We start from the raw sequence: 14,371 nt of genomic DNA on the forward strand, positions 1-14,371 counted from the left end.
CCCCGCCGGGCCGCGAGCCGGGCGTCGCAGCGGAATCGCGACGGTCGCCCTGCGACTTATTGACCTCCGGCAAAGGTCCGCCGCCCGCGAGGGTCTACAGTGTCCTTGAAGTTTCAAGAACGCCCGGCGGGCGGACACTCACTCTGGAGGGACACCTTATGTACGATCGCATTCTGGTAGCCGTGGACGGCAGCCCGGTCTCCGACCGCGCCCTGGAAGAGGCCATCAAGCTGGCCGGCCTCAGCGGCGGCAAGCTGCGCGTCATCACCATCGTCGACAGCCCGCTGCGCCACCTTCCCGACTACGCGGTGTACTACAACCCCGAGCCGCTGCGCGAAGCCGCGCTGAAAGCCGCCGATGACGTCCTGGCCAAGGCCCGCGAGAAGGTCGAGGCGAGCAACGTCGAAGGCGCCACCTTCGATCGCGTCTGCCAGGAGCGCGCCAGCGAGGAAATCGCCGAGCGCATCGAACTCGAGGCCCAGGCCAGCGATGCCGACGTGGTGGTCATGGGCACCCATGGTCGTCGCGGCATGCGCCGCCTGATGCTCGGCAGCGTGGCGGAAGGCCTGATCCGCGTGGCTTCGCGTCCGGTCCTGCTGGTCCGCGACAAATAAGGCGAAAGCCGACGAAAAAGGCCGTGGGGGGAATCCTCCACGGCCTTTTTTCTTTCAGCCCCCGTCGCTCACTGGGCTGCCCTGGGCGCGCGGCAACTGGCGAAGATGTCCAGCGCCGGCTGGTACAGCGAAGTCTGTACGTCCAGCAGGCCGAGCACCGAGTGGAACAGGTTGTCGTGGCTCAGGTCCTTGTCGTCGCGCTTGCCGTCCAGGCAACTGCGCTGGATGCCCCAGTTGCCCAGCGCCTGCGGGGCGAACCACATGACCATCGGCACGTGGATCTGCGCCTGGGGCGCGATCGAATAGGGCGCCGCGTGCAGGTAGACGCCATTCTCCCCCAGCGACTCGCCGTGGTCGGACACGTAGATCATCGCCGTATCGCGCTTGTCGGCATTCCGCTTGAGCAATTCGATCACCTTCGTCAGGAAGTGGTCGGTATAGAGGATGGTGTTGTCGTAGACGTTCACCAGCTCTTCCTTGCTGCAACTGCCGAGCTGGTTGGTCCGGCATACCGGCTGGAAGCGTTCCATCTCCTTCGGGTAGCGCTCGTAGTACTCGGGACCGTGGCTGCCATCGGAGTGCAGGACGATGATGGCGTCGTCCTGCAACCCGTCGATGTACTCCTGCAGGCCTACCAGCAGCGACTCGTCCAGGCAGTTCTTGCCGTCGCAGAACGGACTCGGCTGGGTCTTCGGGATGTCCCGGTTGGGCACCCGCAGGCAGGTGCCCTTGCAGTCGCTGTTGTTCTCCAGCCACAACACCTGCACGCCGGCACGCTGGAGAATGTCCAGCAGGCCTTCGTGGGTCTTGGCCTTCTTGTCGCTGTAGTCCTCGCGCGGGTACTGGGAGAACATGCAGGGCACCGAGACCGCGGTGGAAGTGCCGCAGGAACGGACCTGGGTGAAGTTGACGATGTCCTGCTTGCTCAGCTCCGGGTTGGTCTCGCGGGCGTAGCCGTTCAGCGAGAAATGATCGGCACGGGCGGTCTCGCCGACCACGAACACCAGCAGCGATTTCTTCTGTCGCTGCAGCGCAGCCGGCGCCTGGCGGGCGTCCAGGCCGATCGGCTCGACCACCAGGTGCTCCTTGATCACCAGGCGCTGCTTGGTGTACTTGCCCACCGCGTAGATGTAGTTGGTCGGGTTGATGAAGTGGGTCAGCTTGTCTTCCTCGCGGAAGATCGGCGCGTAGGTGGAATAGAAGCTGCCTACCATTACCGCGACGATCAGCAGGCAGCCGAGCAGCGTCAGGATCTTGTTCAGCAGGCCGCGGAAGAACGGCCGGTAGCGTACCGGCCAGAGCCAGATCAGCAGCGAAGGCAGGACACCGAGCAGCAGCAGGTAGCCGAGCAGGGTCGGGTTGACCAGGTCGCCGGCCTCGGTGGCGTTGGTCTCGAAGACGTTCTGCACCATCACCGTGTCGATGCTGATGCCGTAGCTACCCATGAAGTAGGTCGCGCCGGCCGAGCACAGGGCGACCAGGGTCAAGGCAGGCTTGAGCAGCGGGCGGAAGGAAACCAGGGTCAGCAGGAGCGTGAAGGCGGCCCACAGGAACGCCGCGAACGAGGCGAAGAACGCGAAGCCCTTCAAGCCTTGCAGCGGTACCAGGCCATGCAGGGCCTTCCAGGTCGCCGCGTTGTAGAACACCACCAGAACCAGCGCGAACAGCATCACCAGCCGGGTCGAACCGATCGCCGGCAAGAAACGCTTGATACCCCCACCCATTGAAGCAACTCCTGAAACGTAACGGACCGCCGCCACCCCCGTGGCGGGGCGCCCGAACTCTATCGGGCGCCTGGTCAAAATTTCGTGAAGCCTCGCGAGCCCTCGCGGGCGCAGCGATCATGCCCGTGGCGATGGAGCCGGAACAAGCTCAGCTATGCCTTTTCTCCCCGGGAAGATGCCGAAACCGGCCGTATGTCGGCGGCCAGCGACTTCCTTCCATGCCGACCTTGCAGGTGGCTCCCGCTATCTATACTGGAAGCACAATGCCACCCCCATCCCCAGCCCGCGCCCGCGCCGTCCGCGGGTTTTCCGTGTCCAGGGAGACACCGCTATGGATTGGCAAGGCCTGCGCTTCCTCGGAGAGTCTCCCGTCGACGGCTACGTGCTGCAGAACTGCACCTATTCTCCGTCGCTGGTGGCGCTCGCCTTCCTCGTCGCCTGCCTCGCCGGGTACACGGCGCTGGACATGGTCGAGCGGGTCGGCAACAGCCTGAGCCACCCGCGCCGCTGGCAATGGGTCGGGGCGTTCTGCCTGGGCAGCGGCATCTGGGCCACGCATTTCGTCGCCATGCTCGCGTTCCACGCGCCGATCGCCCTGCGCTACGACCTGCCGATCACCGGCCTGTCGCTGCTGATCGCCGTCGCCGCCTCGTACCTGGCGATGTACATGACCGCCCGCCCGCGCTTCGGCCTGCTGCCCTGCCTGCTCGCCGCCTGCTGCATCGGCCTGGGCATCGCCGCCATGCACTACACCGGGATGGCGGCGATGCGCTCGGTGGCCACCCAGTACTACCAGCCATCGCTGTTCGCCCTTTCGGTACTGATCGCCATCGGCGCCGCCTTCACCGCCCTCGCCGCGGTCCCCTACCTGCGCGGCCGGCGCAGCGCGCGCTACCGCTATATGAAACTGATCGCCAGCCTGCTGCTGGCCGGCGCCATCGCCGCCATGCATTTCACCGGGATGGCCGCGCTGGTGCTCAGCGTACCCGCCGGCACGCCGCTGGAACTGCAAGCCAGCGCCGACTCGCTGCGCCTGGGCTGGCTCACCGGAGTGCTCGCCAGCGCCATCGCCGCCTGCGGCATCTGGGCCGCATGGTCGGAGAAACAACGGGAGCGCCGGCTGAGCGAAAACAGCCGGGTCAACGCCCTGCTCAACCAGCTCGACCACGCCCACGCCTCGCTGCGCCAGATGGCTCGCTACGACAGCCTGACCGGCCTGCAGAACCGCACGGCATTCAACGAAGTGTTCGTCCAGCACCTGGAGAACTGTCGCCTGAGAGGCAAGGGCCTGGCGGTGATGTTCCTCGACCTCGATCACTTCAAGCGGATCAACGATTCCCTCGGCCACGACTCCGGCGACGAACTGCTGAAGATCGTCTCCGAACGCATCCGCAGCGTGTTGCGCGATAGCGACGTGGTGGCGCGCTTCGCCGGCGACGAGTTCTGCGTGCTCGCCGACCTCACCCAGGACCACGAGGCGCACATCCTCTCGCAACGCCTGATGCAGAAGATGAAGGAACCCATCGCCCTGGACGGGCGCACCCTGGTGATGACCGCCAGCGTCGGCGTCAGCCTCTACCCGAACGACGGCGAGCAGTGCGAGGAGCTGCTGAAGAACGCCGGCCTGGCCCTGCACCAGTCCAAGGCCTGCGGGCGCAACAACGCGCAGTTCTTCAGCCGGCAACTGCTGGTGCGGGCGACCCAGGAACTGCAGATGGAGGAGGAACTGCGCCAGGCCCTGCGCGACGACCAGCTGGAGCTGCACTACCAGCCGATCCTCGCCCTCGCCGACGGCGAGGTACACCAGTTGGAGGCATTGGTGCGCTGGCGCCATCCGACCCAGGGCCTGCTCGGTCCGGACCGCTTCATCGGCCTGGCCGAAGCCAACGGCATGATCGACCAGCTCGACGACTGGGTGCTGCGACGCGCCTGCCGCGACCTGCGCAGCCTGCACCTGGCCGGCCACGAACGGCTGCGGGTGGCGGTCAACTGCTGCGCCAGCAATCTCGGCCGGGCCAGCCTGGTCGACGAAGTCCGTCATGCGCTGGAGCAGGCAGGGCTGGCGGCGTGCTTCCTCGAACTGGAGGTGACCGAGGACGCGCTGATGTACAACATCGACCAGACCATCCCGCTGCTCGAACGCCTCCGCGAGCTGGGCGTCAGCCTGTCGATCGACGACTTCGGCACCGGCTATTCGTCGCTCGCCTACCTGCGCCGCCTGCCGCTGGACGCGCTGAAGGTGGATCGCTCGTTCATCATGGACATCCCCGCCTCGCAGCGGGACATGGAAATCGCCCAGGCGATCATCGCGATGGCCCAGAAGCTCCATCTGAAAGTCGTCGCCGAGGGCGTGGAGACTCCGCAGCAACTGGCGTTCCTGCGGGAGAACCATTGCGAGCTGGTGCAGGGCTACCTGTTCAGCCGGCCGCTGCCGCTAGCGGCCCTGGAAGAGTTCCTCCGCGCCTACCGCTTCGACGCCGCGCCGCCGCTGCGCAGCCTGAACCAGGCCTGAGGTTCACTCGGCGGCGGTCCGGTATTGCTCCACCAGGGTCGCCGGATCGCGTTCGAGATAGCCCTGGCTGCCGTGCAGACGCATCAACTGCGCGGCCAACCCGCTCATCGGGGTGGCCGCGCCTTGCTCGCGGGACAGCTTCACCGCGGTATCGAGATCCTTGAGCAGGGTCCGTACGTGCCACTTGACCGGCTCGTAACGGCTCTCGGCCATTTGCGGGGCGAGGATCTGCAACGGCTTCGAGTCGGCGAAGCCGCCCGCCAGCGCCGGAGCGACCAGGCTGGCGTCGACCCCGGCCCGCTCCGCCAGCGCCACCACTTCGGCGATCACCAGGGCGTTGCAGGCAACGATCATCTGGTTGCAGACCTTGGTCACCTGCCCGGCGCCCACCTCGCCCATGCGCGTCAGGCGCTGGCCGAGCTGGGAGAGGACCGGCCGCAGGCGCTCGATATCCGCTGCGCGTCCGCCGGCCATGATCGCCAGGCTGCCGCTTTCCGCGCCCGGCGTGCCGCCGGAGACCGGCGCGTCGACCCAGCGCACGCCGCAGCGCGCCTCCAGCTCGGCGGCCATCTCGCGGGTGGCGGCCGGCTCGGCGCTGGAGAAATCCACCAGCAACTGCCCGGGCCTGGCGTTCTCGACGATGCCGCCGGCGCCGAACACCACTTCGCGCACCGCCGCGGTATCGGCCAGGCAAAGCATCAGGATTTCCGCGTCGGCGGCCAGTTCGGCCGGGACCTCGACGGCTTTCGCGCCTTCGGCCGCGAGCAACTCGCGTTTGCCCGGCGAACGGTTCCACACCGCCAGCGGATAGCCGGCGGCCAGCAGCCGGCGGCACATGGGCACGCCCATCAGGCCGAGACCGGCGAAGGCAAGGGAAGGCAGGGAAGCGGACATGGCGGACTCCAATACGCAACGAATGGGCACGGGGAGCGCCATATTACCCGCGAGGCGCCGGCGAGCAACGCCGCGACGGCTGCCCAAGCGGGCCGCGCACCACTATACTCCCCGGGTTTTTTCCGCCATTGAACCGGAGAACTCTCCCATGTTGAAACGCTCCCTGGCGCTCGCCGCCGGCATCGCCCTGTCCCTGTCCGCCGCGCTCGCCCACGCCGAAGCCCTGAAAGAACTCAAGGTCTCGGCGATCCCCGACGAAGCGCCCACCGAACTGCTGCGCAAATTCAAGCCGCTCGGCGCCTATCTGGAGAAGCAACTCGGCATGCCGGTGAAGTTCGTCCCGGTGGCCGACTACGCCGGGGTGGTCGAGGCGCTGGCCGCCGACCGCCTGGACATGGCCTGGCTGGGTGGCTTCACCTTCGTCCAGGCGCGGCTGAAGACCGGCAACGCCATCCCCCTGGTGCAGCGCGAGCAGGACCAGCAGTTCACCAGCAAATTCATCACGGCCGATCCCCAGGTGAAATCCCTGCAGGACCTGAAGGGCAAGACCTTCGCCTTCGGCTCGGTCTCCTCCACCTCGGGCAGCCTGATGCCGCGCTACTTCATGCAGAAGGACGGCATCGTCCCCGAGCAGTTCTTCTCCCGCGTCGCCTACTCCGGCGCCCACGACGCCACCGCGGCCTGGGTCCAGGCCGGCAAGGTCGACGCCGGCGTGCTGAACGCCTCGGTCTGGCAGAAGCTGGTGGACAGCGGCAAGGTCGATACCGCCAAGGTCAAGGTCTTCGCCACCACGCCGACCTACTACGACTACAACTGGACCGTGCGCGGCAACCTCGACCCGGCCCTGGCCGAGAAGATCAAGCAGGCCTTCCTCGCCCTCGACCCGGCGAAACCGGCCGACAAGGAGATCCTCGACCTGCAGGCCGCCAGCCGCTTCATCGAGACCAATCCGGACAACTACAAGGGCATCGAGGAGTCCGCACGCGCCGCCGGCCTGCTGAAGTGAGCCTGAGCCTCGACGGCGTGGACCTGGTCCACGCCGACGGCCAACGCGCCCTCGCCGACATCCGCCTGCGCCTGGCCGCCGGTGAACGGGTGGCCCTGATCGGACCTTCCGGCGCCGGCAAGACCAGCCTGCTGCGGGTGCTCGCCAGCCAATGGCAGCCCAGCGCCGGCCGTGTCGAACTGCTCGGCGAGGAGCCCTGGGCGCTATCCGCCGCCGCCCGCCAACGCCTGCGCGCGCGCATCGGCCTGGTCCACCAGGCGCCGCCGCTGCCGCCACGGCAGCGGGTGGCCAGCGCGGTACTGGCCGGACGCCTCGGCCAGTGGCCGCTGTGGAAGAGCCTGGCCAGCCTGGTCTATCCGCTGGACCGCGCCGGCGCCCACGACGCGCTGCAACGCCTGGATCTCGGCGACAAGCTGTTCCAGCGCTGCGACCAGCTTTCCGGCGGCCAGTTGCAGCGGGTCGGCATCGCCCGGGTGCTCTACCAGCGCGCCGAGCTGATCCTCGCCGACGAACCGGTCTCGGCCATGGACCCGGTGCTCGCCGGCCATACCCTGGCCCTGCTCAACCGCGAGGCCGCCGCGCGCGGCAGCACCCTGCTGGCCAGCCTGCACGCGGTGGAGCTGGCGTTGCAACACTTCCCCCGGGTGATCGGCCTGCGCGCCGGACGCATCGCCTTCGACCTGCCCGCCGGCGAAGTCGACCGCGCCGCGCTGGACGCCCTCTACGCCAACGAACAACTGCAAGCCGAGCGCGCCAGCCCGGCCAGCGAACCCGCCGTGGTGCACATCCCACGATGCTGAACGCCGCTTCTCCGCCGCGCGACCCCGCCGCCCTACCGCGCCTGCTGCTGACCCTGGCCGCGTTGCTGCTGCTCTGGCCGGGGCTGCGCCTCAGCGAACTGGATATCCCCGGCCTGTTCAGCGGCGACAACGCGCGCACCATGGGCGGTTTCCTCGCCGGCTTCTGGCCGCCGGCGCACGATCCCGAGTTCCTCGCCCTGCTCGGCCGCGCAACCCTGGAAACCCTCGCCATCGCCACCGCCGGCATGGCCCTGGCCTGGCTCCTGGCGTTTCCCGCCGCACTGCTGGCGACCCGCGCCCTGTCACTCTCGGCACTGCCGCGCGGCGGCCTGCCGGCCTGGTGGGCACGGGCACTGCGCTGGCCGGTGCGCGGCCTGCTGATCCTCCTGCGCAGCGTGCCGGAAATCGTCTGGGCGCTGCTGTTCGTCCGCGCCGTGGGCCTGGGGCCCACCGCCGGGGTGCTGGCCATCGCCATCACCTATGCCGGCATGCTCGGCAAGGTCTACGCGGAAATCTTCGAGTCGGTGGATCCGCGCCCCACCCGCGCCCTGCTGCTGGGCGGCGGATCGCGGCTGGCGGCGTTCGCCTACGGGGTGCTGCCGAACGCCGCCGGGGAAATGATTTCCTACACCGTCTATCGCTGGGAGTGCGCGATCCGCGCTTCGGTGGTGATGGGCTTCGTCGGCGCCGGCGGCCTCGGCCAGCAGATCGACCTGTCGCTGCGGATGTTCGCCGGCGGCGAGGTTGCCAGCATCCTGCTGACCTTCCTCCTGCTGGTCCTCCTCGCCGACCTGCTGAGCCGCTTCCTGCGCGGGAGGCTGGCATGAGCCGGACCTGGCGCCTGCTGCTCTGGCCGCTGCTGGTGGTGGCCGCGGTGGGCGCCTCGTTCGCCTACCTGGACATGGACACCGCAGGTCTTTTCAGCGGCAAGGGACTGGGCCAGATGGCCGCCTACGCCAGCGAGTTCTTCCCGCCCGACCTGTCCGCCCCGCACCTGCGGGCGATTGGCCGCGGGCTGCTGGAAACCCTGGCCATGTCGGCCATCGGCACCCTGCTGGCGGCGCTGCTCGGCCTGCTCTTCGCGCTGCCGGCGGCAGGTCGCTTCGGCGTGCCGGCGCAGAGCCTGGCGCGACTCCTGCTCAATGCGCTGCGCGCGGTGCCGGAGCTGGTCTGGGGTGCGCTGATGGTGCTGGCGGCCGGGCTCGGGCCGAACGCCGGGACCCTCGCCCTGGCGCTGCACACCGGCGGCGTGCTCGGCCGGCTGTTCGCCGAAGCCCTGGAGAACACCCCGGCGCAGCCCGCCGAGGCCTTGCGCCTGGCCGGCAGCGGACGCCTCGCGGCATTCGCCTATGGCACCCTGCCGGGGGTCTGGCCGCAACTGGTGGCCTATACCCTGTACCGCTGGGAGAACAATATCCGCATGGCCAGCGTGCTCGGCTTCGTCGGTGCCGGCGGGCTCGGGCAGATGCTCTATTTCAGCCTCAGCCTGTTCCAGCAGGCCCAGGCCGCCACGGTGATCCTGGCCATGCTGGTCCTGGTGCTCTGGGTCGACAGCCTGAGCGCCTGGGCCCGGCAGCGCTGGGTCAGTCAATAACCTCCCTTAGGAAATTTCCGAATCCCGTCGAAGATCGGCCATCATCGACGGTCAGAGACATCGGGGAGGCGGCTTGCGCCTCCGCTCATCCAGGGAGAGGAAAATCATGCGTACACCACTGCTATCCGCGCTGCTGCTGGGCCTGCTGGCCCTCGGCGGCTGCAGCCTGCCCCAACAGCAGGCCGGCGCGCCGACCGAGCAGCGGCTCGGCACCCAATGGGGCGAAGGCGTCGCCTCGCCGGTCACCTCGGTGGCCCTACGACGTCTATCGGAGCAACCGGTCGATCGCCGCCAGGTGTTCTACAGCGCGAGCCGCTTCGATGGACGTGCCATCAAGGAACTGCCCCTGGCCAAGGGCCGGGTCGGCTTCGCCGTACTCGACGAGGATGGCGGCAAGTTCGACCTGGTGCAGCACCGCAGCACCCTGCAACTCCAGGGTCGTGAAGGCCAGCGCTACCGACTGTGGCTGAACAACCTCGGCAGCGCGACCTACGAGGTGGTCGCCACGGTAGACGGCCTGGACGTGCTCAACGGCCAGCCGGGCAGCCTGAAGAACCGCGGCTATGTGCTGGAACCGGGCGAGAACCTGGTGATCGAGGGCTTCCGCAAGAGCGAACGGGAAGTCGCGGCATTCCGCTTCGCCAGTCCCGACGATGCCTACGCCAGCAACAGCGCGGCCGGCGACAGCCGCAACCTCGGCGTGATCGGCGTGGCCCTGTTCGAGCTGGACGCTCCGGCCAGCGGTCGCGAGGCGCCGGCCGACGGACCGCAGGCATTTCCCGCCGACGCCCGGAACGGCGGCGGCTACGCGCCGCCGCCGCGCTATCGCGACTGAGGCATCTTCACGAAAACTGCGCGGCGGCGTTCCTTCATAAGCAATCCATCTCACAGGAGCCGCCGATGAACCGCTTTTCACTGCCCCGCCCCGACGCACGCCAGTGCGTCGCCGGCCTGGGTTTCTCCGCCCTTCTGCTGCTGGCCTCCTCGGCCAACGCCGCCGCCTGCCGCGACATCACCAGCGTGCAGCAAAGCGCCGACGCCACGCGCAATACCTCGATGGGCGGCCACGTGACCCAGCACATCTACGGGATGACGCCGCCGTCCGGCTCGTCGCAGAAAGACAAGACCCTGTTCAAGTCGAGAGGCAACTACGACGCGGCCTGGCGCCAGTACGGATACATCGACAATCCGGTGGCCTGCAGCGGCAACAGCAAGTTCCAGGTGGTTTCCCTGGAGAAGCTGCACATGGGCAAGATCGATGCCTACTCCTGCAAGCAGGCCGACGGCCAGGGCGTCTGCACGCGCTGGGATACGTACATGGCCAAGGAGATTTCGTACGGTTTCGTCCTGAAAGACGGCAAGTGGATCCTCAATACCCTCTACCCGGTTCCCCTCGACTAGGGCGCAGGCCGTCCGCGCCGGCCGCCCCATTGCAGGGAGCCGGCGCGGCCGTCCGGGTCAGAAGGTCAGCGTGCCCAGGCCCATGCCCGGGTCGCTGAAGCCGGAGCGACCATCTTCCATGCGACCGCTGAAACGCCGCAGGAAGCTGTCCGCCCCCTGCGCGCTGACGCTGAAGTCGTACCAGTTGCCGCTGCTGCGCAGCGAATAGCGGACTTCCCGACGCTGTCCCGGCGGCACATTGACGGTACGCCGCTCGCCCTGGCGATAGACGTTGTCCTTGACCGTCAGCTTGACCGGATGGCGGCCACGGTTGATCAGTTGCACGCGCAGGTTGCCGAACAGCGGCTCGTAGTCGATCCGCACTTCCGGCAGCGGCGCCTTGCGCTCCGCCAGATCGCGCCGCAGGTTGCCGCGAAAGACCCGGAGGAAACCGTTCGGACCGTGCACTTCCAGGTGGTAGTCGCCGCTGGCGTCGCCCTGGAAGCTGTCGTGCAGGCGCTTGCGCGCGCCAACGGTGTAGCGTTTCGGCGGGTTCTCGCTGTCGAGCAGGTCGAACACCTGGAACACCGCGCCGGCCTTGCCGGTGTTGGCGAAGGTCAGGCTCAGCGCGTCTCCGCCGCTGCGGTAGCGCGCATGCACGCCCAACTCGTAGGGCAAGGCGCGGGCCGGACGGATGCCCATTTCCTGCTTAGGCATGGCGGCCACCGCCGGCGGCTTCGGCTTCGGCAGCTTGATCTGGCTGGCGACGATGGCGTCGGCCTGGCTGGTGTCGGGCAGTTCGGGGAACGGCTCGTTGTTCGGGTTGGCGAAGTTGAACGCCGAGGTCAGGTCGCCGCAGACGGCACGACGCCAGGGACTGATATTCGGCTCCATGACCCCGAAGCGCTGCTCCAGGAAGCGGATCACCGAGGTGTGGTCGAACACCTGGGAGTTAACCCAGCCGCCCTTGCTCCACGGCGAGATCACGTACATCGGCACCCGCGGGCCGAGGCCGTAGGGCTGGTTGCGATAACGGATATCGCCCTTGGTGTGCCATTCGAGGGTGGCGTCGGCGGTGGTCTTGCCGCGCAGCGTGCCGTCCTTGTTCAGGCTCGGCGCGGCCGGCGGGGCGATGTGGTCGAAGAAGCCGTCGTTCTCGTCGAACATCACCAGCAGCGCGGTCTTGCTCCAGACTTCCGGGTTGGCGGTCAGCGCGTCGAGTACCCAGGAAGTGTACTCGGCCCCCCAGATCGGGCTGGACGGGCCGGGGTGTTCGGAGTACTTGGCCGGGGCGACGATCCAGGACACCTGCGGCAGGCTGTTGGCCAGCACGTCGCGCTTCAGCGCATCGAGCTTCCAGGTGCTCAGGCCGTTGACGATCAGCGGCGAGTCAGGCGCCGCGGCGCGGTACTGGCGGAAGCCGATCAGCGGGTTGTCGGAGAAGTTGTCGGCCATGTCCTGGTAGACCCGCCAGGTGATGCCGGCGGCCTGCAGGCGCTCGGGATAGGTGGTCCAGGTGTAGCCCTGCTCCACCGGGCCGTTGCTGTCGTGGTCGTTGGTGGTTACCGGGCCGCCATGCTGGCCGAGCGGGTCGTTGGTGCCGGTCCAGAGGAACAGCCGGTTGGGGTTGGTGCCGCCCTGAAACGAGCAGTGATAGGCGTCGCAGATGGTGAAGGCGTTGGCCATCGCGAACTGGAAGGCGATGTCCTGCTCCTTGTAGTAGCCCAGGGAACGCTCGGTCTTGGCCGGCAGCCACTTGTCCATGCGCCCTTCGTTCCAGGCCTGCTGGGCGTCCGGCCAGGTGTGCGGGGTACCGTCGACGCGCTGGGCGCTGGTGGTGCTGGTGTCGAAGTGGTAGGGCAGGATCTCGCCCTTGCTGCCCTTCTGGTGCCAGACCCGCTGGCCGTCGGGCAGCGGGATCGCCATGCGGTCGCCGAAGCCGCGGACGCCCTTGAGGGTGCCGAAATAGTGGTCGAAGGAGCGGTTCTCCTGCATCAGGATCACCACGTGCTCGACGTCCTTGAGGTTGCCATGCCGGCGGTGCGCGGGAATCGCCAGGGCCGCCTGGATGCTCGACGGCAGCATGCTGGTGGCGACGGTGGCGCCGACCGTACCGGCGGCCAGGCGGATGAAGCTTCTTCTGCTTTTCGAAATCATCGGGGGACTCACCAGGTCAGGGTGTGGCACAGGGCTGCCGAGCGCATCCATGACGCCCGCAGGCTCACTCGGCAGCAAGCTGTTCGAACCCCGACGACGCTAGTGAGGGAAAAAGACGCTTTGGTTTCAACACGCTTTGCAACAACTATTCATGCCAACTTCGTCACAATTTCAGATCAAGATTTTGGTCTAGGCCAGATTCCACTTGACAGCCTTCGCCGGCACTCTCCTCACGCTCTTCCCCGCCATTGCAGGAGCAATACCCCCGCCACCACCAGCGCCAGGCCGAGATAGCCCTCCCAGGACAAACGGCGCACCGGGAAACCGGCCCAGCCGAACTGGTCGCAGAGCGCCGAGACCAGCATCTGCCCGGCCACCACGCACGCGATGAAAGTGGCGGCGCCCAGGCGCGGCGCGACCAGGATCGCCACCGTCAGGTAGGCCGCGCCGAACAGCCCGCCGAGCCAGCTCCACCAGGGCGCGCCGCCGAGGCTGGCGGTAGCCGGCAGCGGCACCCGCACCAGCAGCAGGCCCAGGCTGACCACCCCGAGGCTGACGCCCAGCGAAGTCAGGCTGGCGCTCAGCGGATGGCCGAGCAGGCGCCCGAGCAAGGCGTTGCTGCCGGCCTGCAGCACCACCATGCCGCCCACCGAAACTGCCATCAGTACCATCAGATAATTGGGCATGCTGATTCTCCTCCTCCGGCCATTGCCTCTGGAGCGGAGTTTTTGCTATCCACTTCGCGAATGGAAATCGATAGTTGGTACATCCTCCATGCAGCAGATTCATGACCTACGCCGTATCGACCTCAACCTGCTGGTGGTGCTCGACGCGCTCCTCAGCGAGCGCCACGTGTCCCGCGCGGCGCAGCGCCTGGCCATGTCGCAGCCGGCGGTCAGCCACGCCCTCGGGCGTCTCCGCGAACTGTTCGGCGATCCGCTGCTGGTGCGGGTGAAAAGCCGCATGCAGTTGACCAGCCTGGCGCTGGAGCTGGCGCCGAAGCTCCAGGCCAGCCTCGACCAGGTGCGCGGGGTGATCGGCGGGCCAGCCTTCGAGCCGGAGCGCAGCCGGCGCCACTTCCGCCTGGGCATGTCCGACTACGGCGCCTGGGTGGTGCTGCCGGCGCTGCTGCGCCAGCAACAGGCGCTGGCGCCCGGGGTGAGCTTCGGGATAGTCCAGGAACCGCGCCTGGAAACCGCCCGGCAGGTCGCCGAAGGACAACTGGACTGCGCGCTGGGGGTATTCCCCCTGCTTCCGGAGGGCGTGCGCGCCAGGCGCCTGTTCGAGGAGCGTTTCGTCTGCGTCTGTCGGCGCAGCCTGTTCGACCGCCCCGACGGCCTGTCCCTCGACCGCTACCTGGCGGCCCGCCACGTGCGCGTCTCGCTACAGGACAACCCGGCCGAGGAAGTCGACAGCGCCCTGGAAAAGCGCGGCCTGCGCCGGCAGGTAGCGCTGACCCTGCCGCACTTCACCGTGGCCCCGGCGCTGCTGGCCGGCACCGACCTGGTACTGACCATCGCCGAGCGCATCCTCGAACGCCTGCGGTTACCCGAGGAACTGGCGGTCTGCGAGCCGCCGCTGGCGATCCCGCGCTTCGACTACGTGCAGATCTGGCGCGGCGACGCCGAGCGCGAAGCGGCCGGCGCCTGGCTGCGGGAACAGATCCAGGCGGCGGCGCGGAAGATCTGAA

13 protein-coding genes are annotated in these 14,371 nt (G+C 68.0%); 9 read left to right on the plus strand and 4 right to left on the minus strand.

Features of this window, described 5'->3' with window-relative positions:
• Nucleotides 1-158 precede the first annotated feature (158 nt).
• The gene (locus HMPREF2924_RS02180; RefSeq protein WP_003091672.1) at nt 159-614 is read left to right on the plus strand and encodes a universal stress protein; all 456 of its coding nucleotides are present in this window, start codon (nt 159-161) and stop codon (nt 612-614) included.
• 68 nt (nt 615-682) lie between these two features.
• Here HMPREF2924_RS02180 and HMPREF2924_RS02185 read toward each other — a convergent pair whose 3' ends face one another.
• Complete coding sequence (locus HMPREF2924_RS02185; RefSeq protein WP_003122427.1) at nt 683-2,338, minus strand: phosphoethanolamine transferase; 1,656 nt, start codon at nt 2,336-2,338, stop codon at nt 683-685.
• Between the two features lie 331 nt (nt 2,339-2,669).
• Here HMPREF2924_RS02185 and HMPREF2924_RS02190 point away from each other — a divergent pair, with 331 nt between their 5' ends.
• Nucleotides 2,670-4,850 (plus strand): putative bifunctional diguanylate cyclase/phosphodiesterase, encoded by a 2,181-nt coding sequence (locus HMPREF2924_RS02190; protein ID WP_015502586.1) that lies wholly within the window; start codon nt 2,670-2,672, stop codon nt 4,848-4,850.
• A 3-nt stretch (nt 4,851-4,853) separates the two neighbouring features.
• Here HMPREF2924_RS02190 and HMPREF2924_RS02195 read toward each other — a convergent pair whose 3' ends face one another.
• Nucleotides 4,854-5,744 (minus strand): NAD(P)-dependent oxidoreductase, encoded by an 891-nt coding sequence (locus tag HMPREF2924_RS02195; RefSeq protein ID WP_003130338.1) that lies wholly within the window; start codon nt 5,742-5,744, stop codon nt 4,854-4,856.
• Between the two features lie 148 nt (nt 5,745-5,892).
• Between HMPREF2924_RS02195 and HMPREF2924_RS02200 the strand changes: the two genes are divergently transcribed.
• The 6 genes from HMPREF2924_RS02200 (at nt 5,893) to HMPREF2924_RS02225 (ending at nt 10,545) form a co-directional block, all read left to right on the plus strand.
• The gene (locus HMPREF2924_RS02200) at nt 5,893-6,750 is read left to right on the plus strand and encodes a putative selenate ABC transporter substrate-binding protein (RefSeq protein ID WP_003111582.1); all 858 of its coding nucleotides are present in this window, start codon (nt 5,893-5,895) and stop codon (nt 6,748-6,750) included.
• On the plus strand, nt 6,747-7,550 hold the full coding sequence (locus HMPREF2924_RS02205) for a phosphonate ABC transporter ATP-binding protein (RefSeq protein ID WP_003130336.1): 804 nt from the start codon (nt 6,747-6,749) through the stop codon (nt 7,548-7,550). Before HMPREF2924_RS02200 ends, HMPREF2924_RS02205 begins: the two co-directional genes overlap by 4 nt.
• Nucleotides 7,544-8,377 carry a PhnE/PtxC family ABC transporter permease gene (locus HMPREF2924_RS02210; protein WP_003130335.1) on the plus strand — a complete coding sequence of 278 codons (834 nt, stop codon included), beginning with the start codon at nt 7,544-7,546 and terminating at the stop codon, nt 8,375-8,377. Before HMPREF2924_RS02205 ends, HMPREF2924_RS02210 begins: the two co-directional genes overlap by 7 nt.
• Nucleotides 8,374-9,144, plus strand: coding sequence for a phosphonate ABC transporter, permease protein PhnE (gene phnE / locus HMPREF2924_RS02215; RefSeq protein WP_003130334.1), 771 nt, complete (start codon nt 8,374-8,376; stop codon nt 9,142-9,144). The genes HMPREF2924_RS02210 and phnE overlap by 4 nt, the downstream gene beginning before the upstream one ends.
• Before the next feature lie 106 nt (nt 9,145-9,250).
• The gene (locus tag HMPREF2924_RS02220; RefSeq protein WP_003130333.1) at nt 9,251-9,979 is read left to right on the plus strand and encodes a hypothetical protein; all 729 of its coding nucleotides are present in this window, start codon (nt 9,251-9,253) and stop codon (nt 9,977-9,979) included.
• Between the two features lie 65 nt (nt 9,980-10,044).
• Nucleotides 10,045-10,545, plus strand: a complete 501-nt coding sequence (locus HMPREF2924_RS02225) for a hypothetical protein (protein ID WP_003091690.1) — start codon at nt 10,045-10,047, stop codon at nt 10,543-10,545.
• 57 nt (nt 10,546-10,602) lie between these two features.
• Here HMPREF2924_RS02225 and HMPREF2924_RS02230 read toward each other — a convergent pair whose 3' ends face one another.
• A complete protein-coding gene (locus HMPREF2924_RS02230) occupies nt 10,603-12,681 on the minus strand; it encodes a phosphocholine-specific phospholipase C (protein ID WP_003091692.1) in 2,079 nt (692 codons plus the stop codon).
• Nucleotides 12,682-12,911: 230 nt separating this feature from the next.
• The gene (locus tag HMPREF2924_RS02235; protein ID WP_003091697.1) at nt 12,912-13,367 is read right to left on the minus strand and encodes a DMT family transporter; all 456 of its coding nucleotides are present in this window, start codon (nt 13,365-13,367) and stop codon (nt 12,912-12,914) included.
• 88 nt (nt 13,368-13,455) lie between these two features.
• Between HMPREF2924_RS02235 and HMPREF2924_RS02240 the strand changes: the two genes are divergently transcribed.
• Nucleotides 13,456-14,370, plus strand: a complete 915-nt coding sequence (locus HMPREF2924_RS02240) for a LysR substrate-binding domain-containing protein (protein ID WP_003110953.1) — start codon at nt 13,456-13,458, stop codon at nt 14,368-14,370.
• The last annotated feature ends 1 nt before the right edge of the window (nt 14,371 follow it).

This window comes from Pseudomonas sp. HMSC063H08, assembly GCF_001813645.1.
In the GTDB taxonomy this organism is placed as follows: domain Bacteria; phylum Pseudomonadota; class Gammaproteobacteria; order Pseudomonadales; family Pseudomonadaceae; genus Pseudomonas; species Pseudomonas aeruginosa.